Genomic DNA, 26224 nt, shown 5'->3' with positions numbered 1-26224 from the left:
GGAGTACGAAACAGTGTCAAAAAATATGATTTCTAGGGTTGAGAATATTTCTCAACCCCAGTTTTATAATCACAATAAAATATGGACAAAACCTTTTATAATAGCGATTATGATTGTTATAATTTTGGGGATTATATCACTGTTTACTGGAGTTTATGATATACGTGGACAAGAGGACGGAATGGAGATGTTTTTCATAACTCGTGTTCCGAGAACAGTAGCATTAATGCTTACTGGAGCTGCAATGGCGATGGCAGGGCTCGTAATGCAACTCATTACACAGAATCGCTTTGTTGAACCTACTACAACGGGGACTATTGAATGGTCAGGCTTAGGCCTGCTTTTTGTATATTTATTATTTCCTGCCCCGACTTTAGTTCAAAGAATGACTGGTGCAATCATTTTTTCTTTTATAGGAACTATGATTTTCTTTCTATTTTTAAGAAGAGTTAAACTTCGTTCGTCTTTAATTGTCCCGATTATCGGATTGATGCTTGGAGCAGTTATTTCTGCAGTGTCTACTTTTTTGGGACTCCTTTTTCAAATGACGCAAAGTATTGAAACTTGGTTTGTAGGTTCATTTGCTAACATTCAGGTGGGAAGATATGAATATTTATGGCTGATTGTTATCATTACTTTGCTTATTTTTATGTATGCTAATAGATTGACTTTAGCTGGACTAGGAGAAGATGTCGCAACAAGCCTTGGAGTTAATTACAATAGAATTGTTCTTTTTGGGACTGGTCTTATCTCTGTTGCTGTTGGAATTGTTGCAGCTGTTATTGGAAACTTACCTTTCTTGGGATTAATTGTGCCAAATATTGTTTCAATGTTTAGAGGTGATGATCTTAGGAGTAATTTACCTTGGGTATGTGTGATCGGAATGGGGACAATAACTGCCTGTGACATCATTTCTCGAACAATTATAAAGCCGTTTGAAGTACCTGTTTCTTTAATACTTGCAACAGTGGGAGCAGTCGTGTTTATTACTATTTTATTGAGACAAAGAAAACCAAGGAGGCTACGATGATCACATTAGAATATAGAAATAAAGAAAATGTCGAAATCGATTCTAGCCTTCATAATGAAAGTAGATCAGCTAGTGCTTTTCGTTCTAAGAAGGAAGCAAGACGTTATTGGATTTTACTGATAACATTGATTGCTTTAGGCCTCCTTTCTTCATATGGACTTTTAGTTTATAACAATCCAGTTCCGATAGATTCACCTTCTTTTATCCCAGTTGTTAAGAGAAGGATAGTAGCTATTGTTGCTATGATTATTGCTGCAGTTTGTCATAGTTTGTCGACAGTTGCTTTCCAATCTATTACGAATAATAAAATTATTACTCCTTCGCTTTTAGGTTTCGAATCACTTTATTCAGCAATTCAAACGAGTACAATATTCTTCTTTGGTGCTAGTGCATTGATAAATTTTAGTGGAATTGGATCATTTTTATTTCAAGTTGTTGTTATGGTCTTCATGAGTTTGATACTTTATGGATGGTTACTTTCCGGTAAATACGGGAATTTACAACTTATGCTTTTAGTTGGAATTATTATTGGTACCGGGCTAAATTCTGTGTCAACTTTCATGAGAAAACTACTTGCGCCTTCAGAGTTTGATATTTTACAAGCAAGGTTATTTGGTTCTGTTAATCATGCAGATCCTGCATATTTTCCTATTGTAATTCCTATGGTCATAATTGTAGCAGTATTAATTTTGGCTCATTCTAAGAATTTGAATGTTTTGTCACTAGGAAAGGATGTTGCTACTTCTTTTGGGGTTAAATATCAACCTAGTGTAATTTATACGCTTGTATTAGTAGCTATTTTAATGTCCATCTCAACAGCTCTAATTGGGCCACTTACTTTCTACGGCTTTTTAGTAGCAACTTTGAGTTATCAGGCGGCGTCAACTTATGATCATAGATATATTTTTCCAATGGCTTTTGCTATAGGATTTTTGATAATGACGAGTGCATACTTTTTAATGTATCATGTATTCCATGCTCAAGGTGTAGTTTCAGTTATTATCGAATTATTTGGTGGAATAATATTCTTAACTATAGTTTTAAGGAAGAGGGCTTTATGATAAAAATTGATAACGTTAAAAAGTTCTATACTGATAAGGTAAAAATAGGACCTTTAGATATTGAAATACCAAAAGCGGGCTTTACTTCTTTAATTGGACCAAATGGAGCTGGAAAGTCAACGACACTTTTGATGATTGGAAGACTCTTAGATATGGATGAAGGTCAAATTCAGGTAGCGAATATGGATGTTTCTGAATCCAAATCAAAAGACTTAGCAAAAGTTTTGACTATATTGCGACAAGAAAATCATTTTGTAACGAGGCTTACTGTTAGACAACTAGTTGGATTTGGGCGCTTTCCTTATTCAAAGGGAAGGTTAACTAAAGAGGATGAATCTATTATTTCTAAATATATCGATTTCTTGGATTTAACTAATTTAGAGAATAGATATTTAGATGAGCTTTCTGGTGGTCAAAGGCAAAGAGCATATGTAGCGATGGTATTGTGCCAAGAGACTGAATATGTACTTTTGGACGAGCCTCTGAACAACCTTGATGTTGCTCGTTCTGTTCAAATGATGGAGCATTTGAGACGTGCAGCTAATGAATTCGGAAGAACAATTTTGACTGTTATGCATGACATAAATTTTGCTGCTAAATACTCTGACAAAATTTGTGCTATGAAAGATGGACAAATTGCTGCTTTTGGAACAGTAGAAGAGGTTATGGACCCAAAAATTTTGACAGATATTTTTGAAACAAAAATAGAAATTATCAATGGTCCTTATGGGCCAATCGCTGTTTATTAGTTACAAAGTGTAAAAAATGAGTATGTTAAAAAAATACTGTAGCTTGCGTAAATTATGCCAGCTACTCTAGTTGAAGTTGCTGTCTGTATTTTATAGGCAGCAGCTTTTTTTAATGCGGTTGCCCATGATAACTCTTAATATTTTTGGCTGCTCGTAACAGTCCTGCATGTATTTCATTACTTCCGGTCCTGCGATGCTTCCAACAATAAACTTGTAAATTACTCATGAAATGCAAAGGAACGCTTCGCATTTTCAAGTATTCACCAAACGAAAAATTTATCTCTGTATAACTTTTTATAAGAATTCAGCTTGTTTTTTTTGTATGTAATATTGCATATAAGAGTGTATTGATAAAAGTGTAAGGGGTCACTATAATGAGGGCATAAAGATAAATCACATTTTCGTAGCAATAAAAAAGGAGGAAATAATATGGAAATCGCAATGGCAGTTTTGAAATTTGTAGGTGGCGTAATCCCGTTAATTCAAGAACTTTTGAAAGCATTTATGTAGGTTTATTAGTTAGCTAGCATTTATCAATCATTATCATATCTTACTAAAAAAAGAACGGGGTGATTTTTCTGAATATTAAGAAAATAACCAAAAGAAGAAAGTTCCTTGCGTGTTTATTAGTTAGTCTATGCACTATTAATTATTCATCTATTTCCTTCGCAGAAACACAAGTAGGTAATGCAACTGATGTAACCAAAAATGCTAGTGGCATTGATACTGGTATAGCAAATCTTAAATATAATAATCAAGAGATTTTAGCTGTAAATGGTGATAAAGTAGAGAGTTTTGTTCCGAAAGAAAGTATCAATTCGAATGGTAAATTTGTAGTAGTGGAACGCGAGAAAAAATCACTTACAACTTCACCAGTCGATATTTCGATTATTGATTCTGTGGTGAATCGTACGTATCCAGGAGCGGTACAACTTGCAAATAAAGCTTTTGCAGACAATCAACCGAGTTTATTAGTGGCTAAGAGAAAGCCTTTGAATATTAGTATAGACTTACCTGGCATGAGAAAAGAAAATACAATTACTGTCCAAAATCCGACATATGGTAATGTGGCTGGAGCAGTAGATGATTTAGTATCTACTTGGAATGAAAAGTATTCTAAAACACATACGTTACCCGCAAGAATGCAGTATACAGAATCTATGGTTTATAGTAAATCACAAATCGCAAGTGCCCTTAACGTTAACGCTAAATATCTTGATAACAGTCTAAACATTGATTTTAATGCGATTGCAAATGGAGAGAAAAAAGTGATGGTAGCGGCATATAAGCAAATATTTTATACCGTAAGTGCTGAACTACCTAACAATCCATCCGACCTTTTTGATAATAGTGTTACTTTTGGTGAGTTAACTCGTAAAGGTGTAAGTAATTCGGCCCCACCTGTTATGGTCTCAAATGTAGCTTATGGTAGAACTGTTTATGTAAAATTAGAAACAACATCTAAGAGCAAAGATGTACAAGTTGCTTTTAAAGCCTTACTTAAGAATAACAGCGTCGAAACGAATGGACAGTACAAAGATATTTTTGAAGAAAGTACTTTTACTGCTGTAGTATTAGGCGGAGATGCGAAAGAGCATAACAAGGTTGTTACTAAAGATTTCAATGAAATCCGAAATATCATTAAAGATAATGCTGAATTAAGTCTTAAAAATCCAGCATACCCAATTTCATATACAAGTACTTTTTTAAAAGATAATGCAACTGCTGCTGTTCATAACAATACAGATTATATCGAGACGACAACTACAGAATATTCAAGTGCTAAAATGACACTGGATCATTACGGTGCTTACGTTGCGCAATTTGATGTATCTTGGGATGAATTCACATTTGATCAAAATGGTAAAGAAGTACTAACACATAAAACATGGGATGGTAGCGGCAAAGACAAAACGGCTCATTACTCTACAGTTATCCCTCTTCCACCAAATTCAAAAAATATAAAAATCGTAGCAAGAGAATGTACTGGTCTTGCATGGGAATGGTGGAGAACAATTATTAATGAACAAAATGTTCCATTAACAAATGAAATAAAAGTTTCAATTGGAGGAACAACATTATACCCAACTGCTAGTATTAGTCATTAGGTATAAAAAGGCGCCCTGTAAGCAGGGCGCTTTTTTACTTAGTCACAAATTTCACTCTTTCCAAAACTGTTCCAATAGAATGACAAGCATGGTACCCATAAGTAATCCATTACTTAAAACATATTGTAAGGAAGAAGGAATTCCGCTAAATGCACTTTCTGGAAGAAACATTATTCCCAAACTGATTAATAATGAAATTCCTAATATAGTTAATCGGCGTTGATTTAATTCTTCACGTAAAATGGATTGAAATGAAATGCCTATTACTTGGACAAATGTTGCTAAAAGTGCGGCATTAGCAATAGGACCTGGTAGCAAGGATATAAAGTTTACAATTGAAGGAATAAAAGAAATTCCTGCTAATATAAGACTTGCTATAAGGAACGACTTCACTTTTCTTTGTCCTGTTAGTTGAATAAATCCTGCTGATGCAGGTAATGGTACAATTCCAATTGTAGAAAACAACGACGAGATAATATGCGATATGCCTCCGGCCCACACGCCGCGGTTCAGTATTTGCTTTTCATTTTCTTTAGATAACGGAGCCACTTGTTTTACAGCCGAAATAGCAGCGATTGTATTTGCAACTAAAAGAAATGTAAATAAAGTTGCAGTTAGAGCCATTCCAATATCTAATCTAGGTGTGCCCCAAGAAAATAGCTCTGGTAACTTAACTAACGGTGTGTGTGAAGGCATATGAGATGATTTTCCTAATACAGCATACAAAAGCCAACCACATGAAATTCCAAGTAACACAGCGTAACTTTTCATCCATCCGTTCCCTTTAATTGATAAGAAAGTAATAAGGGCAAAAACAAAGAGCGCAATAGCAGCCGTTGTATAATCAGGATGAGTTACAGCTCCTTGTAATCCCATCATTCCTTTTAGTAACACACCACTAAGCTGAAGAGATAATATTAAAAGAAAAGTTCCTGTAACCAAGGGTGTAAATAAACGTAGAATTCGATGAACAAGCCCTGTTATACCAAGGACGAAGAGTAATATACCTGCAATAATTAATCCGCCTTCTAGAAGTTGTAATACATCCTTTGCACTTTGTCCCTGATGCATAGCGACTTGTCCCAATATGACAAATATACTTACCCATGAACCGGCTGGCCCATCCGCTATGGGATAGCGATGCCCAAACCATGCTTGTATAAATGAACTTACTCCTACAACTAAAAAAGTTCGTTGCATTAATGTTGAGATATCTTCTATTGATAAATGGAATATGCCACCAATAATTATAGGCAATGCAATTGCATTTGCTAATAAAAACACAAACCACTGTAGAATACTAAAGCTCGTATCAAAGTATTTTTTATTCATATTAGTCTCCTTTGCCGAAAAAGAATTTCATAGTAAAAATCCATCCTTTCTACACAGCTAGATTAAAAAGGATGGATTTTGTAAATCTATAAAATTACTTTAATTATATAGATGGATTTTTAATTAATTACCATGTACGGAACGGTAAGAATTTCCCGTTAAGTGTAATCACGATACGAGGGTCGCCACCTTTTGGATCTTCTTGTGTGTCCACACCTAGATTGAAGTTAATTGCACTCATTACACCTTCGCCAGCTTTTTCTAGAATTAATTCTCTAAGAGTTGGTGCGTATTGTAACATCATTTCATATAATCGATATAAAATTGGGTCAGTAGGAGGCATTTGCATTACTTGACCTCTAAGTGGAACTACTGTTAATGCTTGAACTACTTCTTCATCTAATTCTAATAGTTTTCCGATTTTTTCTGCTTCTGGACGTGTCATTGTAGCTTGTCCTAATAACGCTGTTACAACCCAAGTCTCAGAGTTTTCACTTACCTTTGAAATTTCTTCCCATGTTAAACCTTTTGCAATTTTTGCTTCCATAATTTTTTGCGTAGCTTCTTGTCTATTCATATCTAATAACTTCCTTCCATTTAAGTAATAATAATTAATTTTTCATACCATTTAATGCTTTATATCCATCAACTACTAAATCTAATTTACCTGTGTGAGGATCAATAACTAAACCATGTACAGGAACATCTTTTGGAATAAGTGGATGATTTCTTACTAAATCAACATTAGCTTGAGTTGAACCGTTGACATCATCGAATCCAAATAACCATTTTTTAAGGTCAACACCAGCATATTCAATCGCTGATAAAATTTCGGGTGAAGCTACTCCACGATCTAATATTTTTTGAAGTGTTCCTTTTGGATTAGTTTGACTCGCACCACATCTATGGTGTCCGATAAGGAAGATTTCATCTGCATTTAAATCATATACTGATGCTATAACACTTTGCATAACACTATCGAAAGGAGAAGCAATCTTACCACCTGCATTTCTGATAACTTTTGCATCACCATCGTGTATATCTAAAGCTTTTGGAAGTAGCTCAATTAAACGAGCATCCATGCAAGAAACAACAACCATACGTTTTTGAGGCATTTTTGTCGCTTCACGAGGAGCGTATTCCTTATTTTCTACAAATTGTTCATTGAACGATAGAATATCTTGTAATAACATATTTGTAACCTCCTTTAAATCTAGATGTATTTTTTTGTTACGTCCTCTATGTTATAAGTGAATATAACTGATAAATAATGTGATGTAAGAGGATAAACTAAGTATAGTGAATTGTATCGATAAGCAGAATAAGTTGGCGAAACACTTTCGGGCTTTCTACTTTCACGGTGAAAGGATTGGTTTATATCATTGATCAAACAGATTTTGAGATACTGAAATTATTAGGAGAAAACTCAAGAATACAATGGAAAGAACTTGGTCAGAAAATACATATGACGGGTCAGGCTGTAGGAAATCGAATTAGGAGATTAGAGGATTTAGGGATAATTGAACAATATACAATTGCAATAAACCGAATCAAATTAGGACAAATAGTGACTGCATTTGTTACTTTGTTTGTAACAACAGCTAATCATCAAGAGTTTATGAATTTCTTTCAAGGAGAAGAAGGAATTTCTGAAGTGCATCGTATAAGTGGTGAGGGATGTTATTTATTAAAAACACATTTTGCTTCTAATGAAGAATTGGATAACTTTCTGGGGCGACTATTAAAGTATGGGAATTATCGTGTTAACCTATCGATAGGGAAGTTAAAATAAACTTTCTGCAAGTTTATGGTTCTTTTTGCTGGTGGGAAAGATATGGTTCCAAAAATAAAAGGATTATCTCTTATTAAATAAGAGATAATCCTTTTATTTGTTTTTAATAATTATTGATTATTTTACATCTGATTTTTCTTTTTTCATTATTTGCTTTTGACTAGTGAAGGGAACTTTTTTAACATCAAAACCCCTGCGCTGTATGCAACAGGGATTCTATTATTACTTATCTGACGGTATGATCCTATTTCATTTTATAGCTTATTTAGAAGAATCATGTACAGGTTTTGATTTAGTGTCCTCAGGCATTTCAAAGGTTTGATTATGGTTAGATTTCACATCTTCGTTAGGAATTGCTGGCACTGCGTCTTCAGGTGAATTATGGATTGGCGAAGAGGTTGTTGTTCCATCTAAACTTGTTGTAACTGACATTGGTTGATTTTGATCAATTTTTGTACCTTTGTCCATCTTTTTTGTGGATTCTTTTTCACTTTTATTTGTTTGTCTCCATTCTATTTTTTTCTTCGATTCTAGTTTGTTCGTTTTCATATCTTCTGTATCTACTGCACCACCCGCTAATAATCCTGTACTTAAAAGTGTTCCTGCTAATAATGTTTTAAACATTTTCCATTACCTCCTTGTTTAAGATTACATTTAGCATAAAACAAGTATCTGGAGTTTATTTGGAGTTCATCTAGATTTTATGTAAGTTTTGCATGTAGGGGCACCATACGAAAAAAGAAAATTGTGCGTTTGGACGAAAAGTAGCCGATTCCCTGTATGTTAAGGAACCGTCTACTTTCTATACTACCTTTTTATGTTTATGAAATTAAAAATGATAGAGTAGAAATCATGTATGAAATAAATGTAAGTAACACAAGGAAGAATATAAGCATGGTATTGGATATACATCGTTCTATTCTTTTTTTCATTTAAATTCACTTTATTTTTTCAATTTGGTAGGATCAATTTGAAGTTGACCTTTCCAAGAACCAGATAATTTTCCAATCCTGCTTATATTTACATCTAATGTAAGTGGTTGTTTGAAAGAATCTTTCCCTTCAGGACCTTCGATAAATGTAATGACACCTTCTGGTCTATCCTTAAAACGAATACCTATATGCTTTAATTCTTCACCGGATGCTTTTAGTTCTAATGGTCCATCATTTGCTCCTTGAATAAATGCTAATTGTCCGAAGTACCCATTTTTCTTATACTCTGGGTTTTTTTCTTGTTGACCATTTACTTTGCCATCATCTTTAAGTTGTAACCCCGTTGTATCAAATTCAAACGGTACTACATTTCCATTTTCTTTTTCAATTTTATAATGAACGGATATACGTGCATCCGCTACATATAATTCTTTCAGATGTACTGTAACACCTTGATCTGTAATCTTTTCATCAAGAGGAATAAATTGCCCTTTTGTAACGTCTCTTCCTTCATCAATAATCGTATCATTTGAAATTGCATTGGAAAAATAAGAGGCAACATCTGTAGCTGCCACTCGAACTTGTGGAATCATGGCTGTTGAAAAAAGCCCTGCTACCGCTACTGCTATATACATGAAACGTTTTGATTTTTTATTCATATTTGTAAATAATCCCTTCTTCTGTTCAGGTTTTTGATTGATATAAGAAACATCTTCTAATTTTGCGCGACTTTCAAATGCTTTCCACGCTTGGTCTACATCAATTTTGATTTCCTTTGATGAATGTACTATTTCTTCCTCTAACATGACATTTTCCCATTGATTTAATTTACTAATTTCTAGTAATAGGTCTTGGCATGCGTTACACGTATCTAAATGTTTTGTGAATTCTTTTCTTGTCTCATAAGGTAATTCCCCATCCATATATGCTTGAATAAATCCCACATCATAACAATTCATTTATTACGCCTCCTCTAACTGTTTATAAATCTTACGAAACTTTTGTTTGGCTCGGACTAATAATGTTCCAATAGAAGATATGTCAATTTGAAGCACTTCGGCAATTTCCTTATACTGAAAACCAGAAAATTTCATCAATAAAATGGTTCGATCCCGTTCATCCATGTTACTGAGTACCATTTGTACATTTGTAATTTCTTCTTGTCTAATCCAGTCATCATCTAATGATGAAATATGTTGTACTTCATGATATTGTATGGTTTTATCTACTCTCGCCTTATGTCGTTTTTCAGATCGTAGATATTTATACGCTACATAAGTAGAAGATTTTATTAGCCATCCAGGTAAGTGTTCAATTCTCTTCCAATCGTTGCGATATAGCTGTAAAAAGACTTCTTGGGCTAATTCTTCAGCGATAGTCTGATTTTTGACAATCCATACGATCTGTTTCACAACGTAAACATAGTTTTGTTTAAACAAATCTTCAAATGTCACATCCGAAAAAGGCCTGTCTTCCTTTTTTATTTTTAACATGTCAGTTAAAACCTCACTCTCATTTGATGCCTGTATTATAGAGAACCCGGAATAACGGGTTTTGTGACAAAATTTTTTATTTTTTTATTATGTACGAAAAAAATATTCATCTGTTAAGGTGAAAAAAGGATGGCAGTGTTCGAGTTGTAATAGTGTTTCTAACTATGCACATAAGTGTATTTTACAAGATTAAACACGTCTTATTGAAAAGACGATTAATAATAGTGAGTTGGAAGAGCTTCTGAATGTGCAATTAAGCTCAATCGTGAAAAGGTTACTTCAAGTATTGGAAGTTCTATATACCGGTGAGAGTAAAGGGAGGAAGTATGATTTAACTTCTTTCCAATGATAATTTTGCTATAATAAATACGTACGTATACGAAGGGGAGTTTAAAGAGAAAATGAAATCATTTAATATCGATCATTATATAGCTAGCGTGTTACAGTGGATATTAAATATAGCTCTAATTATATTGTCCATTGTTTTATCTATCTTTTTAATTAATGAGACAATCACGTTTATTCAATACATATTTTCGGCGAAGAAGTATACATCTTATAAATTAGTTGAAAGTATCATTGTCTACTTCTTATACTTTGAGTTCATCGCATTAATCATTAAGTATTTTAAATCGAATTATCATTTTCCGTTACGCTATTTTATTTATATCGGAATTACGGCTTTAATTCGATTGATTATTGTATCTCATGAGGAACCGATGGAGACGTTATTATATGCAGGATCCATTCTTGTTTTAGTCATTGCTTTATACATATCAAATATGAGAGATTTGAGAAAAGAGTAGTAGTGCAGACATCAGTTTGCACTACTTTTTCAACTTGACCTTCAAGTTACTTGAAAGTTTACAATGTAAATAGGGCGTTTGAAATCGAAAAAAATTGAGAAATTAAGTGAAGAGGTTATTTTACTTGGAGGTTATAGAAATGAGTCAGGAATTAAAGTTACGTCCTTTAGAACGGGAAGATTTAAAGTTTGTACACGAACTTAATAATAACGCACATATTATGTCTTATTGGTTTGAAGAGCCGTATGAGGCATTTGTAGAACTACAGGATTTATATGATAAACATATACATGATCAAAGTGAACGCCGTTTTATCCTGGAGAAAGATAATGAGATGGTTGGATTAGTCGAGTTAGTGGAAATCGATTATATTCATCGAAGAACTGAATTCCAAATTATTATTGATCCGAATTATCAAGGACATGGTTATGCAGCGGAAGCGACGCGTTTAGCGATGGATTACGCTTTTTCTGTATTAAATATGCATAAACTTTATTTAGTTGTTGATAAAGAGAATGAAAAGGCTGTACATGTTTATAAAAAGGTTGGATTTATCGTGGAGGGTGAGTTACAAGACGAGTTTTTCGTTGATGGTAACTATCATAATGCGATAAGAATGTGTATGTTCCAGAAGCAATATTTTGAAAATAAGTAGTTGAATTATTTGGAAGTAATCTTGACGCTTCATAAAACCGTATGCTAAAATCCCTTTTAAGTATTAAGGAAGGTGCAGAACATGCTTTATATAAAATTTGTAAAACTCATTAGAAAACTTTGCTCCGCACAAATGTATACGGTGAAGCGTTGTACGGAGCTTAATCAAGGGGTATAAATCCCCGATATTCATCGGCTGAATAACTTTTCTAAAAAAGTATAGTTTATCTATGCTTATTTGGTTTTGGTTTTTAGCTGATGTATAAAATAGATTAAGGGGCCATAGACAATGCTTTGTCTATGGCCCTTTGTGTATATTATTCCGATGAGTTTTTACAATAAATTGGAGTAGTATAGGAAAAAACCACGAAGCAGAGGGCTAGTGTCGAATGACGCTATCTCTCTGCTTTTTTTAATTTCAGGAAAAGAGGAATACGAATGAGTTTACTTAAAGTTGAAAGTTTATCACATAGTTTTATAGATAAAGTCTTATATGAAAATGCTTCTTTTGATTTGCATAAAGGAGAACATATGGGGATTGTTGGACAGAATGGTGCAGGGAAAAGTACGTTAATGAAAATATTAATTGAAGAAATAATTCCTGATAAGGGAGACATAAAGTGGCAGCCTAATATTCAAATTGGGCATCTTGATCAATATGCAGAAATTGATGGGAATTATACCATTTCACAATATTTAAAGAGAGCTTTTCATGATTTGTTTGAAATGGAAGATAGAATGAACAAATTGTATGAAGAAAGTGCTATGACAGGTGATCCTGACAAATTGTTAAAAGCGGCCGCATATCAAGAACAACTTGAGGCTCGTGATTTTTATTCGTTAGATAGCACAATTAATAAAATTGCAGCTGGCTTAGGTATTGATGCTATTGGCATGAATCGTATAATCGCTGAACTAAGCGGGGGACAACGTGCAAAAGTAATTTTAGCGAAGCTTTTATTAGAAGAGCCTAATATTTTATTACTAGATGAACCGACGAACTTCCTTGATAAAGAGCATGTTGAGTGGCTTGCTAATTATTTAATGAGTTTTGAAGGAGCGTTTATTGTAGTGTCACATGATTTTGATTTTCTAGAAAAAGTGACTTCTTGCATATGTGATGTAGAGTTTGGAACGGTGAAGAAGTATTACGGAAAATACTCAGATTTTGTAAGACAAAAGGAGCATTTGAGAAAAGATTATATTCGCCAATATGATGCACAGCAAAAGAAAATTGAAAAAACGGAAGAGTATATTCGTAGAAATATTGCTGGAGTGAATTCAAAAATAGCGCAAGGACGCAGAAAACAGCTACAGCGTATGGAAAGAATTGCACCTCCGAATTTTACTCATAAACCATCTATTCATTTTCGTGAGCTTTCAATTTCAGCACAGACGGTTTTGACAGTAAATGACCTTGAGGTTGGATATGAGTTTGCTTTATTACCAAAGTTGAATTTCTCGGTAGTAGGAGGACAAAAATTTGTTATTACAGGATTTAATGGAGTAGGGAAATCCACCTTATTAAAAACAATCGTTGGAAATATTTCTAGTATTTTTGGAGAATTTCAATTTTCAGAGCAAATAAAGATTGGCTATTATGCGCAAGATTTAAATTGGGAGAATGATTCTTTGACACCACTTCAAGTTATTTCGGAGCAGTTTTCTAAGTTGAATATGAAAGAAATACGCCATCATTTAGCTGCGTGTGGTGTGAAAGATACACATGTTTCACAAGAACTTCGTACATTAAGCGGCGGTGAACAATCGAAGGTGAAACTGTGCGGATTATTATTATCACCGTGTAATTTTTTAATCTTAGATGAGCCGACGAATCATTTAGATGCAGAAGCGAAGGAATCTTTGCAAAAGGCATTAATTCAGTTTAAGGGTAGCATCATACTCGTATCTCACGAAGCAAGTTTTTATCATGATTGGGCAGATAGTATTTTCAACATAGAGAGCGGTTTAATTGAGGAGAGTAAAAAAGATGATAAATGATAATGATTGGAAAGTGAAAATAATAATGTTTTTGACCGCTCAAACGATTTCGTTGTTCGGTTCATCTCTCGTACAGTACGCGATCATATGGTATATCACCCTTACAACATCATCAGGAGTGATGTTGACCATTTCAACTGTTTGCGGTTTCCTACCACAAATTGCGATATCTTTGTTTGCAGGTGTGTGGATTGATCGTTATGACCGTAAAAAGATGATTATGTTATCGGATGGGATTATAGCAATTGCTACGTTAGTTTTGGCAATTTTATTTTTAACAGGATATAAAAGTATTTGGTTACTTTTTATAGTACTACTCATTCGCTCAGCTGGTACAGGGGTGCAAACGCCAGCTGTGAATGCGTTAATTCCACAAATCGTTCCGAAAGATTATCTTATGAAAGTAAATGGGATAAATAGCAGTATTACATCTTTAATTATGTTTCTTTCACCAGCGGCAAGTGCCGCAATTCTTTCTATTGCTAGCATTGAAACAACATTTTTTATTGATGTTATTACGGCTATGATCGGAATTAGTATGATGTTTATTATTCAAGTGGAAGGGCATGTGAATGCAGAGAGTAAGCAAAAATCTAATCTACAAGGGATAAAAGAGGGATTTGCTTATTTAAAAGAAAATGTATTTATTAAAAGGCTACTCGTTTTATTAATCATTGTCATGATTTTAATAAGTCCAGCTGCCTTTTTAACACCGTTAATGGTAACTCGTTCTTACGGAGCGGAGATGTGGAGACTTACTGCTAGTGAGATGACATTTAGTGCTGGTGCAGCGGCTGGTGGAGTATTAATTGCAGCGTGGGGTGGCTTCCGTAATCGTATGCATACAACAGCGCTAGCCTGTGCTTTATATGGTCTGCTTATGATAGGACTAGGAATTGCACCGATATTTATTATGTATTTAATCTTTAATTTTTTAATTGGTATAACAATGCCATGCTTTAATACGCCAGTTACTGTGTTATTGCAGGAGAAAGTAGAACCTTCTATGCACGGGCGGATGTTTAGCCTTGTGCAAATTGCTAACTCATGCGCGCTTCCTTTAGGGATGATAATATTTGGTCCTTTGGCTGATGCGTTTAGTGTAGAGATTTTGTTAATTTATGCTGGGATATTCGTATTATTGTGTTCAATTTATGTTGTATTAAGCAAGAGGTTTGAAGTGTAATATTTATGATTGAAAAGGTTTGTGAGGCGATTTAAGATGCTTCATAAACCTTTTTTTTTTATTCTAGTCAATAATAATTTATTGTGAAACAATAAATTATTATTGACTAATGATTTCGTTTTGGATAATATGATGTTAATTAAGAAGAATTATATGAATAGAGGAGAATGTAAAATGAAAAATAAATACGTAGTAGCTATTTCTTTCATGATCTTAGCGATTATTTCTTTAACTATACATGCTTCAAACAGTAAAGTAGGAGCGGATGGATTTCTTGAAGAACCTTTCTTTTTCCTAGTACCGATAAGTTATGTATTGTTCTTTAGTGGTATTGCTGTATTACTATTTGGATTTATTACTTCAAAGCTGAGAAAAAGTAATAGATAAAGTGAAGTTTAATTAGTGAGGGATTCATCAATCGGGACAAAATACTCACTATGAAATAGAAACATACCATATGGAAGAAAAATAATAAGTGAGCTGAATAATGATGAATCATTATTTTTATAATGGTAGACAAGTAGGGGCAGCTATAACGCTAGCCGGGGCACAGGGGACCATTCATGCTGTGAATCAAGTTATTCAAATGCAGCAACAAGCACAGCTTGCACAAATGATGCAAAGTCAGTATATGCTGTATTCACAGCTTCCGATGCAAATTGTACATTACGATGTGGATCCAGCTGGTTTATCCCGCTATTTGCCGGGCAGTAAAACTCCCACCTCAAAATTCGGCAGGAAAAAAGAAGTTAGGTGGGAGATCAACTGCCCGTAAACGCCCGATTGGTGAAGGCTAATAATCAGTGGGTAAGAACAAAACCCCCACTGATTAAAGTTTCACTTTATTTTCCATTCCGTATGGCGGGACATACTTTTTATGAAAGAAAGCGACTCAATAGAGTCGCTTTTTTATATTCCACCGAGCTTCATTCCAAGGAATGCGAATAGGATACCAATTATGTAAGTAGTACTTAAATATAAAAGGAATGTGTAAATTTTTTTGCGATTGAGAAGCTGAATGGACTCTAATTTAAGTGTCGAAAATGTAGTGAATGCACCCATGAAACCAGTACCTAATAATAATTGCCATCCTGTAGAGACTCCGCGGCCAATTATATACCCGAGTAAAAATGCTCCTGCTATATTAATAAGAAATGTAGCAATTGGAAAGGATGTTTTATTTCTTTTTTTAAACCAATTGCTAATTGCAAATCGTGTAATGGCACCGAAAAACCCTCCTGTTGCGACTAATAAAGCTCCCATCATGAGTAATCACCTTCCGTAAGATGTTTCTTAATTAAGAAATCCCCAAGTGTATAGCCAAGTCCAGACATAATGAGGCCGCCAAGTATGCTACATGCTACATATAAGAAGGCCACGCTCCATTCAGAATGATTGATTAATTGCACAGTTTCTACACTGAATGTTGAAAACGTCGTAAAGGAACCGATGAATCCAGTTCCGATGCCTGTGATAACCTCCGAAGGTAAGATGTTTAGCCGAGCGATATACGTAGTCAGCCAAGCTAATAAGAAACAGCCGATTAAGTTAATGAATAATGTAGCTAATGGAAATGAATGATGCCAAAATACATGAATAGTAAGACCTAAATAATAACGGGAAAGGGCTCCTAATATACCGGCTATGCCAACGATAATATAAATCAAATTCCTCACCTCTTTAAATAGCTTGCTCAAAAAAATAGACTCCTACCAGTAGTTATACTGGTAGGAGTCATTAGCTAAGCAGCAGTTATGGCGAACTCCATCACCTATAATTATTACATATAGTGTACTAAAAATTTCGTTTGATTTCCAGTGGAGAAGTTGGTGTATTTTGTATTTCTCTAATAGTTTAAGATAGGGAATTATTACTCATAAACTAAATATAGTGATATAAGGTTTTCGGTGTGATAAAATGTTTCGTATGTCTGTCATTTTTTTATTTAACTGAAAATAAAGAAAAGTAAAATCGTATGTTTTAGAAAAGGAGTCGTTTGTTTGAAAAAATTATTAAAAATAGTACTTATATGTATTTTAGTAGGGGTGGGAGTTGTAGGTGGGTTTTTAGCGTATATGACACTTACAAAAGAACAGCCGGCTGATGTTATAAGCTTGAAGGTGGAAAACAATAAGGAGCGCGTAATTGCGCCTGGAAATGAATTTAAAGTTACAACATTTAATATTGGATATGCTGGACTAGATAAGGATCAAGACTTCTTTATGGATGGGGGAAAAGGGTCTGGTTCAAGTAGTAAAGAACAAACGGAAACTAACTTAAAGAATATGCTTTCGTTTTTACAAAATGAGAATAGTGATTTTGCACTATTACAAGAAACAGATATAAAATCAATGCGATCATTTGATGTAAATGGGCATGAATTTTTGAAAAAAGGATTACCTGATTATGCTTCGTCATTCGGAAAGAACTACGATACGAAATGGGTTCCGGTGCCAATAACAAATCCAATGGGATATGCTGAAGCTGGATTAAGTACATTTTCTAAATATACGGTTCAAACAGCGAAGAGATTTCAGCTTCCTGGAATGGAGCCGTGGCCAAAGCGTTTATTTGATTTAGACCGAGCGATTGTTGAACATAAAATACCTGTTAATAATGGGAAATTTGTTAGACTCGTAAATCTACATTTATCTGCTTATGATGAAGGCGGGAAAATTAGAAAACAGCAAGTAGAATATTTAAAAAAATATATGAACAAGCATTATGAAAATGGTGATTATGTCATAATGGGCGGAGACTGGAATCAATTACTTTCTAACGTTCAGTTAAGTGATCCTAAGTTTGTGAAAGAGCGTCCTGAGTGGTTAGTAGAATTACCGAAGGACTTTACTGATGGTGGCTTTAAGTGGGCTGTAGATCCGTCTGTTATGACTGTGAGAGATGATGTAAAGAAATACGTGGAAGGTGAAAACTTTGTCACGATTATTGATGGCTTTATCGTTTCACCGAATGTTGAAATTGTAAATGTACAAGGGAAAGATTTGAAGTTTGAAAATAGCGATCATAACCCAGTGAGTGCGGTATTCAAGCTGAAGTAATCGATACGTATGAGTAGAAGGTGGGGCTTCATATATGGAGTGGTTAAAGAGAACTTGTTTTTCTAACCTTGAGAAAGAATCGCAGAAAAATCATTTATTGTTGTTTATCACGATTTGTAGTTTCTTCCTTGGGATAATCGCGATTGGGTATTACGGATATATTTTTACAGAGAGAGCAATAGCATTTTGGATGTGTGGTATTTCTATCGTAGTATTTGGAACGCTGCTTACTTTTATAGAAAGTATGGAAGCAATGTATAAATACATCATGACATGTATGCTACTTATTATGTCTTTCATTATGGTACAAGCTTTTAATGAAAGCCCAGCTGTATTTCAAATGATCTATTTTACATTAGCGGTTTCACTTATTTATTTGAGTGAACGTCTTATTTTAATCCTTGGCGGGGTAGCAGTTGTTGTTACATTTATACTTTGTAGTTATTGGCCAAATCAATTTTTTGCTTATACAGCGTCATCTGAAGCCGCAAATTTCGCAAGCTTGTTAGCGATTGTAACGATCGCAATGTGGGGTGTCACAAAGATTGGTTCTAATCTATTGGCTCGTTTAAGTGATGAGAAGCAAGCAGTGATGAAGAAAGCTCAGGAGTTAGAAGAAACGCAAAGGCTTATTGAGGAAACTGTTGTGAAGTTAGATAGTAATTTCAATCATTTAAGGCAGAATATGAACACGTCGATGGAGTCGATGAGTGAAATTAATTTTGCTTTTGAAGAAGTAGCAGTTGGCACTCAATCACAATCAGTGATGATGTCACGTTCAGTAGAAGTATTGAATGATATGGAGGGAAATATTGACCAAATCATCTCTCAAGTAAGAAATGCTTCGATGCGTGTTGATAAAAGTTTGGAAATCTCAAAGGGTAGTGTAAACACTTTAAGAAATTTTGAAGCTAACATGAGAAGTTTAAATGATGTTGTTTCACAATCAGGAACGATATTTAGAGAATTGATGACACAATCGAAACAAATTAATGAAATTGTAGATGTAATAACGAATATTTCAAGTCAGACGAGTTTGCTAGCTTTAAATGCAAATATTGAAGCTGCAAGGGCAGGAGAACATGGGAAAGGTTTTGCTATTGTAGCGAATGAAGTGTTAAAGCTTGCTGAAGAATCGAATCATTCTGCGGGGAGAATTCAAGGGATTTTGAAGGAGTTTAGTAATCAAGCAAGTAAAGTAGAAGTGCAGGTAGAGAAGTCAGAAAGATTACAAGAAGAATGTAACGAAATGTTAGCAAGTGTTTTGACGAATGTAACGGATTTAGGGAAGTTTATTGATGCGATTAATGATGTAATGAGGGAGATTGTTGGTCATCAAGAAAGTTTCCAAGCTAAAACGACGAATATCGTAAAGGACGTTACACATGCTTCTAACGTAATTCAACAAACTTCTGCAGCTACGGAAGAAGTGTTAGCGAGTGTTGAAGAAGAAAAGCATCGAAATGATACATCGGTGAAGACGTTACATACTGTTAGCGAGCAAGTGAAATTGCTAGAAGATATTCTAGAAAAATAATATCGATGAAAAAGAGCACTTGATAGGAATTTAATTGCTTTTCTCCGCATTTTCTGCCAAGCTTAAGGAGAAAAATACTTCGAAGAAAGAAATATATAGGTGAAGCATATGATTGAAGTTAAGACTTCTGAACTTAGTGATGGAGAATTTAATAGAGGTGTATTTGCAACTCGTGATATTAAAAAGGGTGAGTTGATACACTCAGCACCAGTTATCTCTTATCCGAATGAACAGCATGAACACATTGAGAAAACGTTACTTGCTGACTACGCATTTGAGTATGGGGTAAATCATACGGCATTCCTTTTAGGATACGGCATGTTATTTAATCATGCATATAATCCGAATGCAACGTATGATATTGTCTTTGAGAATCATACGTTTAACTTCTTTGCTTATAAAGATATAAAAGCGGGAGAAGAGATTCTAATCAATTATAATGGTGAAGTTGATGACGATGAGCTATTATGGTTTGATAAGGAAAAAGAAGAGAACGAAAAATAAGTTAAAAAGTATAGAAAGGGCACATTCTGTGGGATGTGCTCTTTTTTTATTGATGAAAATAAAGTAAAGATTACAAAAAAATACCACTTTTCTTTCGTATGGTATAGTAAGATATTGAAGGGTATTACTTTGAAAAACCTATATATTTTACAAATTGTTGTCTATATGGTTACATGTCAAGTTTAGTAGCCCATTTGGGTTGCTTTATTATGCGATATATATTTTAATATGAGTGGAACCTCTTATAATTTAAGAGGTTTATAGGTGTGCTTTATGTACACTGTATTCACCACGTTAGCTGTTGTTTTGTAATGCATTTTTATGTGGGGATATTATGGACCCGTATATAGCGGGATAAAAAGATTATAGAAATAGAGGAATCGTAAAATGAATATGCACGAGGTTTATAAATATTTAAGTACAGTATTGCCTGAAGGTCATGTGAAACAAGATGAAATGTTAAAGAATCATACACATATTAAAGTTGGCGGAAAAGCAGATGTGTTCGTTGCGCCGACGAATTATGATGAAATTCAAGAAGTTATCAAATATGCTAACGAATATAATATTCCAGTTACGTTTTTAGGAAATGGATCGAATGTCATTATTAAAGACGGTGGAATTCGCGGGATTATAGTAAGTTTAATTCACATTACAGGTGTGACTGTAACAGGAAAAACGATTGTAGCACAGTGTGGTGCAGCAATTATTGATGTATCACGTATTGCATTAGATCATAATTTAACGGGTCTTGAGTTTGCTTGTGGTATTCCGGGTTCAGTTGGCGGAGCATTATATATGAATGCTGGTGCTTACGGCGGTGAAGTATCGTTTGTATTAACAGAAGCTGTCGTAATGACAGGTGATGGAGAGCTACGTACTTTAACGAAAGAAGCATTTGAATTTGGATATCGTAAGAGTGTATTTGCAAACAACCATTATATTATTCTTGAAGCGAGATTTGAGCTTGAAGAAGGTGTGCGTGAAGAAATTAAAGAAAAAATGGATGATTTAACGTTTAAACGTGAGTCAAAACAGCCTCTAGAATATCCTTCATGTGGTAGCGTATTTAAGCGCCCACCAAATAACTTTGCTGGTAAATTGATTCAAGAATCAGGACTACAAGGTAAGCGAATTGGCGGAGTGGAAGTTTCTTTAAAACACGCTGGATTTATGGTGAATGTTGATAACGGAACAGCACAAGATTACATTGATTTAATCCACTTTGTACAAAAGACTGTTGAAGAGAAATTTGGCGTGAAGTTAGAGCGAGAAGTAAGGATTATTGGAGAAGATAAAGAGTAACGAAATACGTATGAAAATGTGAATTATTTTAAAAAAACATTTGGGTATTGTTGACAATTTGTTTTTAATTCAATATAATGGCTAATAATTTAACAAATAATATACGTTGAAAGAGCCCAGTAGCGGTTTGTCACTGTTATCAAAGAGAGCTAGGGGTTGCTGGAACCTAGCACAAACAAACTTGCGAATTACACTCTGGAGTATCTTAGGTAACGCTAAGCGGACTAGCAATCGATATTATTGCTAAGAGTGGTATGAATAGCTATGCTATTTATGCAAACTGGGTGGTAACACGGTGAATAATCGTCCCTATGTCTATCGTAGACATAGGGGCTTTTTTGTTTTCAAAAAATAAAGGGGATGACAAAAGATGAATATTATTGATGAATTAGAATGGCGCGGTGCTGTGAATCAACAGACAGATGAAGAAGGTTTACGTAAGTTAGTAGAAGAGAAAAAGATTTCACTATACTGCGGAGTGGATCCGACTGGTGATAGTATGCATATTGGACATTTAATTCCGTTCATGATGATGAAAAGATTTCAATTAGCTGGCCATCATCCGGTTATTTTAATCGGGGGAGCAACAGGAACAATTGGTGATCCGAGTGGGCGCCAATCAGAGCGTCAATTGCAAACTTTAGAAGTAGTCCAGCATAATGTAGATGCTTTAACAGCGCAAATGAAAAAGCTATTTGACTTTGGCGGGAATAGCGAAGTGAAGATGGTAAATAACTATGACTGGACACATAAAATAAACATTATCGAGTTTTTACGTGATTACGGAAAAAACTTTAGCATAAATAGCATGTTAGCGAAAGATATTGTTGCAAGTCGTTTAGATACAGGGATTTCTTTCACAGAATTCACGTACCAAATTTTGCAAGCGATGGATTTTCATCATTTATACACAAAAGAAGATGTTCAATTGCAAATTGGTGGTAGTGATCAATGGGGAAATATTACGAGTGGTTTAGATTTAATTCGTAAGTTAGAAGGTCATGAAGCGAAAGTATTCGGATTAACGATTCCATTATTATTAAAATCAGATGGTACGAAGTTTGGTAAATCAGCAGGTGGTGCGGTTTGGCTTGATCCTGAAAAGACAAAGCCGTTTGAATTTTACCAGTTTTGGGTGAATACAAATGATCGTGATGTAATTAAATACTTGAAATACTTTACGTTCTTAACGAAAGAGCGAATTGATGAATTAGCTGTGAAGGTAGAAACAGAGCCTCATAAACGTGAAGCGCAAAAAGTATTAGCAGAAGAAATGACGAAATTCGTTCATGGAGAAGAAGCATTTTTACAGGCAGTGAAAATTACAGCAGCGTTATTTAGCGGAGATATTAAGTCGTTAACAGCTGATGAAATTGAACAAGGCTTTAAAGAGATGCCGACATTCCAATCTTCAAAAGAGACGAAAAATATCGTAGAGTGGCTAGTTGATTTAGGAATTGAACCTTCTAGACGTCAAGCGCGTGAAGATATTAATAATGGGGCTATATCTATGAATGGTGAAAAAGTAACGGATGTCAGTAGGGATGTTACTGTAGAAAATTCATTTGATGGACGATTCATCATTATTCGTAAAGGGAAGAAGAACTACAGCTTAGTGGAATTAGGAGAATAGTTCTTGTGAAAGAGCGGAAGTAGGGAAGATATCTACTTCCGCTCTTTTCATATACACAATTTCGACACAAAAAAGTCAGTATATTTCGATAATTAAAGAGGTTATATTATTCTTTTGCCGAATAAATAAGTTAGAGAAAATTACGGATAAAGTGACACTTTAATCAGTGGGGGGTTATGTTCATCCCCACTGATTATCAGCCCGCAAATAGCGGGATAAAAATAGCCCGAACCATGCAGGGCATGATTCGGGCTTATATTCAGATTAGTATGCTAAGCTGAATAGACCTTTAATGTGTGATAAGTAACGAACGTTACTTGCTTCTTTCATTAATGATGCTGGTAAACCTTTAAGCGGAGTATTGCTTGCTCCGATTGTAGCAACAGCATCTTTACGTCCTAGACTAGCAAGTGTTCCAGAGTTGATAGGTGCGAACTCTTCGAATGCTTTGCCTTCTAGTGCTGCGTATAAGTTGTATCCAATTAACTCACCCATTTGCCAAGCGATTTGTGCAGTTGGTGGGTATGGACGACCGTCTGGAGAGAAGACAACAGCGCTGTCTCCAGCAACGAATACGTCTTTGTGAGAAGTAGATTGTAGATGTGCATCAACAGTTGCACGACCGCGGTTTACTTCAAGACCTGATTCACCAATTAATGGATTACCTTGTACGCCGCCTGTCCAAACGAATGTGTTAGCAACGATTTTTTGACCGTCTTTTAAGTCAATTTCATTACCAGCAACGTTTGTTACAGGAAGACCTGTTAAGAATGTAACACCGCGTGCTTCTAAGCTAGCAGTTGCACGTTCGATTAAGTGGTCTGGTAATACTGGAAGGATTTTTGGACCTGCTTCAACAAGAAGAAGTTTAACTTCTTTTGGATTTACGCCGTGGCTTTTTGCAAGTTTAGGCATAATGTCAGCAAGCTCACCAACTAGCTCAACGCCAGTTAATCCGCCACCACCGATTACGATTGTAGCATCAGCTTCGTTTTTCGTTTTAGCGTATTCACGAATACGGTCTTCAACGTGTTTGTAGATTTTATTTGCATCAGCAGCAGATTTTAATACCATGCTGTTTTCTTCTAGTCCTGGAATACCGAAGTAAGCAGTTTTACTTCCTAAAGCAACTACAAGTGCATCGTAAGATAGCGTAGTGCCACCAGCTAGTTTGATTTCTTTGCTATCAACTGAGAATGACTCAACTGTTGCAATTTTAAGATCGATGTCTTTACCTTTGAAAAGCTTTGTAAGTGGCATTGCAATTGCTTGCTCAGCAACGTTACCAGCTGCAAGGCGGTGTAGTTCAGTGATGATTTGGTGCGTTGGGTATTGGTTAATCACTGTAACTTGTGCTTCTGATTTGCTGTAATATTTACGTACGTTTAAAGCGGCAAGAAGACCGCCATAACCAGCGCCTAAGATGACAATTTGTTTTGACATAGTATGTTATCCCCCGTCTTTACTAATTGTTGTTATAAGTTAAATTATTTATTATTACGTTCTGCACTAATTTGAAGGTATGCGTTCACAAAACGGAACATTTTTTGTGCTTGTGGGTCTTTTAGTAATTTTAATAGACCGAACAGGCCGATAACTTCGTTACTTTCGTCAGCACGATCTTTCGCTTCGATAGCAGTTGCAGCCATGCCTTTTACTGTATCTTTTACAGGTTCTACAAGTTCTGTGATTGCACTAACAGTGTCGCTTTTTAATACTTCATCAGTAGCAACAGTTTGAGCGAAGTCATAAGACTTAGTTAAAATGTTAACAAGCTCAGTTAATTTTGGAAGCTGTTCTACTAGTGTTGTTAATGATTCTTGTACCTCAGGTTTTAACAACTGATCAAGTACATCAAGTTGTCCTTGGCTAGCAGAAATTTGTACAGTTTCTTGTTCTGGCTTTGTTTGAGTCATAGTTTCTGGCATCTCCAATTCTCCTTTACGATAGCAATACTCTTATTTTTGATAGGTAAGATAGTAAACACTTGCGAAACTTTATACAAAGTTTCACAAAGCACAATAAAATGCCTTTAAATTTATGACAGCAAGTAAGCTGAAATCATAAATCCAAAACCATAATGTCCTACCTATTATTTATGAACTGTCCGATACATGGCTTGTCCGCATAATGGAAAGTTCCCTTATCGGAAAGTGTATATAATATATATCCCATATTATATACTATATACACGTATGTTAACATAAAAATGATTCCTAATTATTTGATATTGATTCTGTAACCTAGTACTGACAAGGCATGAAAGCGCATAAATTATTTTATCTATCTTAAAAATGTACATATATATAAAGAAAAAAAGGGGGAAATGGACAAATTTCTGTTCATTTTTTCCTTTTTCTTATTGTTCATCCTCTGTAATTAGCATCGATGTGTTACCACTTTTTTCAAGGTGGCATTCGCCCCAAGTACAAAGAGAATCGAGAATTGATTCTAAAGACCATCCGTAGTCAGTAAGGGAATATTCTACTTTTGGTGGTACTTGATTGTATACCTTTCTTTGAATAACCCCGTCTACTTCTAACTCGCGTAATTGCTGCGTTAACATCTTTTGTGTAATACCAGGCATTAAACGTTTTAGTTCACTCGTTCTCTTTGTACCTTTCGTTAAGTGGCAAAGAATAACGACTTTCCATTTGCCACCGATAACCTCTAAAGTCGCCTCGACAGGAATATTATATTTCTTCATATAAAAATCTCCTTTGATGAATGTAAATTTCAGTTCTTCAACAAAAGAAGCTAAATAAGTTAAATGTTACTTTTTAGTGCCTATAGCACTTTAAAGTACGTACTTTTTATCGTGTTGAATATGTTTCATAATAGCATACGTAAGAGGGAAATGAGTAGTACGGTACTAAAAAGTGCCTATGTTACTTTTAGGTACCTATCGTACTTTAAAGTGCGTTCTTCAAAAAAAGAGTGAAGCCATTCATAATAGCATTTATCAGCAGTAACATTATTTTTGTAGAAGATAAAAAGGCCTTTTTATCACACTATTATGATTGGATTTCTCGTATTAAGGAG

The 26224-nt window shown here is 34.8% G+C and carries 27 protein-coding genes, 1 riboswitch and 1 other annotated feature; of the genes, 16 read left to right on the top strand and 11 right to left on the bottom strand.

Annotation, left to right across the window (positions count from 1 at the left end; all coding sequences use genetic code 11):
* Positions 1-13: 13 nt before the first annotated feature.
* The 4 genes from JFT89_RS16670 (at position 14) to alo (ending at position 4948) form a co-directional block, all read left to right on the top strand.
* On the top strand, positions 14-1030 hold the full coding sequence (locus JFT89_RS16670) for an ABC transporter permease (RefSeq protein ID WP_002159921.1): 1017 nt from the start codon (positions 14-16) through the stop codon (positions 1028-1030).
* Positions 1027-2091 carry an iron chelate uptake ABC transporter family permease subunit gene (locus tag JFT89_RS16665; RefSeq protein WP_002144933.1) on the top strand — a complete coding sequence of 355 codons (1065 nt, stop codon included), beginning with the start codon at positions 1027-1029 and terminating at the stop codon, positions 2089-2091. Before JFT89_RS16670 ends, JFT89_RS16665 begins: the two co-directional genes overlap by 4 nt.
* Positions 2088-2840 carry an iron ABC transporter ATP-binding protein gene (locus JFT89_RS16660; RefSeq protein ID WP_002144935.1) on the top strand — a complete coding sequence of 251 codons (753 nt, stop codon included), beginning with the start codon at positions 2088-2090 and terminating at the stop codon, positions 2838-2840. The genes JFT89_RS16665 and JFT89_RS16660 overlap by 4 nt, the downstream gene beginning before the upstream one ends.
* Before the next feature lie 569 nt (positions 2841-3409).
* Positions 3410-4948 carry an anthrolysin O/cereolysin O family cholesterol-dependent cytolysin Alo gene (gene alo, locus JFT89_RS16655; protein WP_201040377.1) on the top strand — a complete coding sequence of 513 codons (1539 nt, stop codon included), beginning with the start codon at positions 3410-3412 and terminating at the stop codon, positions 4946-4948.
* A gap of 51 nt (positions 4949-4999) precedes the next feature.
* Here the strand turns inward: alo and JFT89_RS16650 are convergent, their stop codons facing one another.
* The 3 genes from JFT89_RS16650 to JFT89_RS16640 all read right to left on the bottom strand — a co-directional run bounded on the left by JFT89_RS16650 (position 5000) and on the right by JFT89_RS16640 (position 7473).
* A complete protein-coding gene (locus JFT89_RS16650; RefSeq protein WP_002068211.1) occupies positions 5000-6280 on the bottom strand; it encodes a purine/pyrimidine permease in 1281 nt (426 codons plus the stop codon).
* A gap of 127 nt (positions 6281-6407) precedes the next feature.
* Complete coding sequence (cynS, locus tag JFT89_RS16645) at positions 6408-6857, bottom strand: cyanase (protein WP_001081567.1); 450 nt, start codon at positions 6855-6857, stop codon at positions 6408-6410.
* A gap of 34 nt (positions 6858-6891) precedes the next feature.
* Positions 6892-7473: a beta-class carbonic anhydrase gene (locus tag JFT89_RS16640; RefSeq protein WP_002068213.1), complete on the bottom strand. Its 582-nt coding sequence runs from the start codon at positions 7471-7473 to the stop codon at positions 6892-6894.
* Between the two features lie 167 nt (positions 7474-7640).
* Here JFT89_RS16640 and JFT89_RS16635 point away from each other — a divergent pair, with 167 nt between their 5' ends.
* A complete protein-coding gene (locus JFT89_RS16635) occupies positions 7641-8072 on the top strand; it encodes an Lrp/AsnC family transcriptional regulator (RefSeq protein ID WP_002068214.1) in 432 nt (143 codons plus the stop codon).
* A 261-nt stretch (positions 8073-8333) separates the two neighbouring features.
* Here JFT89_RS16635 and JFT89_RS16630 read toward each other — a convergent pair whose 3' ends face one another.
* From JFT89_RS16630 to JFT89_RS16620, 3 genes are all read right to left on the bottom strand, one after another.
* Positions 8334-8696, bottom strand: coding sequence for a hypothetical protein (locus JFT89_RS16630; RefSeq protein ID WP_002068215.1), 363 nt, complete (start codon positions 8694-8696; stop codon positions 8334-8336).
* A gap of 319 nt (positions 8697-9015) precedes the next feature.
* Positions 9016-9963 (bottom strand): DUF4179 domain-containing protein, encoded by a 948-nt coding sequence (locus JFT89_RS16625; protein WP_016096562.1) that lies wholly within the window; start codon positions 9961-9963, stop codon positions 9016-9018.
* A gap of 3 nt (positions 9964-9966) precedes the next feature.
* A complete protein-coding gene (locus JFT89_RS16620; RefSeq protein ID WP_016096563.1) occupies positions 9967-10497 on the bottom strand; it encodes an RNA polymerase sigma factor SigX in 531 nt (176 codons plus the stop codon).
* Between the two features lie 401 nt (positions 10498-10898).
* Between JFT89_RS16620 and psiE the strand changes: the two genes are divergently transcribed.
* The 6 genes from psiE to JFT89_RS16590 all read left to right on the top strand — a co-directional run bounded on the left by psiE (position 10899) and on the right by JFT89_RS16590 (position 15919).
* A complete protein-coding gene (gene psiE / locus JFT89_RS16615) occupies positions 10899-11303 on the top strand; it encodes a phosphate-starvation-inducible protein PsiE (protein ID WP_002129862.1) in 405 nt (134 codons plus the stop codon).
* Between the two features lie 139 nt (positions 11304-11442).
* A complete protein-coding gene (gene speG / locus JFT89_RS16610; protein WP_016096564.1) occupies positions 11443-11958 on the top strand; it encodes a spermidine N1-acetyltransferase in 516 nt (171 codons plus the stop codon).
* A gap of 437 nt (positions 11959-12395) precedes the next feature.
* The gene (locus tag JFT89_RS16605; RefSeq protein ID WP_002068229.1) at positions 12396-13958 is read left to right on the top strand and encodes an ABC-F family ATP-binding cassette domain-containing protein; all 1563 of its coding nucleotides are present in this window, start codon (positions 12396-12398) and stop codon (positions 13956-13958) included.
* On the top strand, positions 13951-15144 hold the full coding sequence (locus JFT89_RS16600; protein WP_042889808.1) for an MFS transporter: 1194 nt from the start codon (positions 13951-13953) through the stop codon (positions 15142-15144). The genes JFT89_RS16605 and JFT89_RS16600 overlap by 8 nt, the downstream gene beginning before the upstream one ends.
* A 153-nt stretch (positions 15145-15297) precedes the next feature.
* A complete protein-coding gene (locus JFT89_RS16595; protein WP_080001786.1) occupies positions 15298-15531 on the top strand; it encodes a DUF3955 domain-containing protein in 234 nt (77 codons plus the stop codon).
* Between the two features lie 100 nt (positions 15532-15631).
* Positions 15632-15919, top strand: coding sequence for a DUF3947 family protein (locus JFT89_RS16590; protein ID WP_002068232.1), 288 nt, complete (start codon positions 15632-15634; stop codon positions 15917-15919).
* A 134-nt stretch (positions 15920-16053) separates the two neighbouring features.
* Here the strand turns inward: JFT89_RS16590 and crcB (JFT89_RS16585) are convergent, their stop codons facing one another.
* Both crcB (JFT89_RS16585) and crcB (JFT89_RS16580) read right to left on the bottom strand, forming a co-directional pair.
* On the bottom strand, positions 16054-16410 hold the full coding sequence (gene crcB / locus JFT89_RS16585; RefSeq protein WP_033707285.1) for a fluoride efflux transporter CrcB: 357 nt from the start codon (positions 16408-16410) through the stop codon (positions 16054-16056).
* Positions 16407-16811 carry a fluoride efflux transporter CrcB gene (crcB, locus tag JFT89_RS16580; RefSeq protein WP_002068234.1) on the bottom strand — a complete coding sequence of 135 codons (405 nt, stop codon included), beginning with the start codon at positions 16809-16811 and terminating at the stop codon, positions 16407-16409. Before crcB (JFT89_RS16580) ends, crcB (JFT89_RS16585) begins: the two co-directional genes overlap by 4 nt.
* Before the next feature lie 54 nt (positions 16812-16865).
* Positions 16866-16925: riboswitch (Fluoride riboswitch) on the bottom strand.
* 219 nt (positions 16926-17144) lie between these two features.
* On the opposite strand from crcB (JFT89_RS16580), the gene JFT89_RS16575 reads away from it, so the two are divergent.
* The 5 genes from JFT89_RS16575 to tyrS all read left to right on the top strand — a co-directional run bounded on the left by JFT89_RS16575 (position 17145) and on the right by tyrS (position 23182).
* Positions 17145-18203: an endonuclease/exonuclease/phosphatase family protein gene (locus JFT89_RS16575; protein ID WP_002068235.1), complete on the top strand. Its 1059-nt coding sequence runs from the start codon at positions 17145-17147 to the stop codon at positions 18201-18203.
* Between the two features lie 34 nt (positions 18204-18237).
* Positions 18238-19740, top strand: coding sequence for a DUF4077 domain-containing protein (locus JFT89_RS16570; protein WP_201040376.1), 1503 nt, complete (start codon positions 18238-18240; stop codon positions 19738-19740).
* Between the two features lie 108 nt (positions 19741-19848).
* The gene (locus JFT89_RS16565; protein ID WP_000573650.1) at positions 19849-20244 is read left to right on the top strand and encodes an SET domain-containing protein; all 396 of its coding nucleotides are present in this window, start codon (positions 19849-19851) and stop codon (positions 20242-20244) included.
* A 387-nt stretch (positions 20245-20631) separates the two neighbouring features.
* Positions 20632-21549 carry a UDP-N-acetylmuramate dehydrogenase gene (murB, locus tag JFT89_RS16560; RefSeq protein ID WP_201040375.1) on the top strand — a complete coding sequence of 306 codons (918 nt, stop codon included), beginning with the start codon at positions 20632-20634 and terminating at the stop codon, positions 21547-21549.
* 97 nt (positions 21550-21646) lie between these two features.
* Positions 21647-21863: a binding site (T-box leader), on the top strand.
* Positions 21864-21919: 56 nt separating this feature from the next.
* Positions 21920-23182, top strand: coding sequence for a tyrosine--tRNA ligase (gene tyrS, locus JFT89_RS16555; RefSeq protein ID WP_002068243.1), 1263 nt, complete (start codon positions 21920-21922; stop codon positions 23180-23182).
* 264 nt (positions 23183-23446) lie between these two features.
* Here the strand turns inward: tyrS and JFT89_RS16550 are convergent, their stop codons facing one another.
* From JFT89_RS16550 to JFT89_RS16540, 3 genes are all read right to left on the bottom strand, one after another.
* Entirely contained in the window at positions 23447-24625 is a 1179-nt protein-coding gene (locus JFT89_RS16550) for an NAD(P)/FAD-dependent oxidoreductase (protein ID WP_002016002.1), read from the bottom strand.
* A 44-nt stretch (positions 24626-24669) separates the two neighbouring features.
* The gene (locus JFT89_RS16545; RefSeq protein ID WP_001115312.1) at positions 24670-25110 is read right to left on the bottom strand and encodes a DUF1641 domain-containing protein; all 441 of its coding nucleotides are present in this window, start codon (positions 25108-25110) and stop codon (positions 24670-24672) included.
* A 431-nt stretch (positions 25111-25541) separates the two neighbouring features.
* Positions 25542-25889: a winged helix-turn-helix transcriptional regulator gene (locus tag JFT89_RS16540; RefSeq protein ID WP_002016005.1), complete on the bottom strand. Its 348-nt coding sequence runs from the start codon at positions 25887-25889 to the stop codon at positions 25542-25544.
* Positions 25890-26224: the final 335 nt, after the last annotated feature.

Origin of the sequence: Bacillus sp. TH25, from assembly GCF_016650935.1 — a bacterium.
In the GTDB taxonomy this organism is placed as follows: domain Bacteria; phylum Bacillota; class Bacilli; order Bacillales; family Bacillaceae_G; genus Bacillus_A; species Bacillus_A mycoides.
This window is presented reverse-complemented; position numbering and strand designations above follow the sequence as displayed.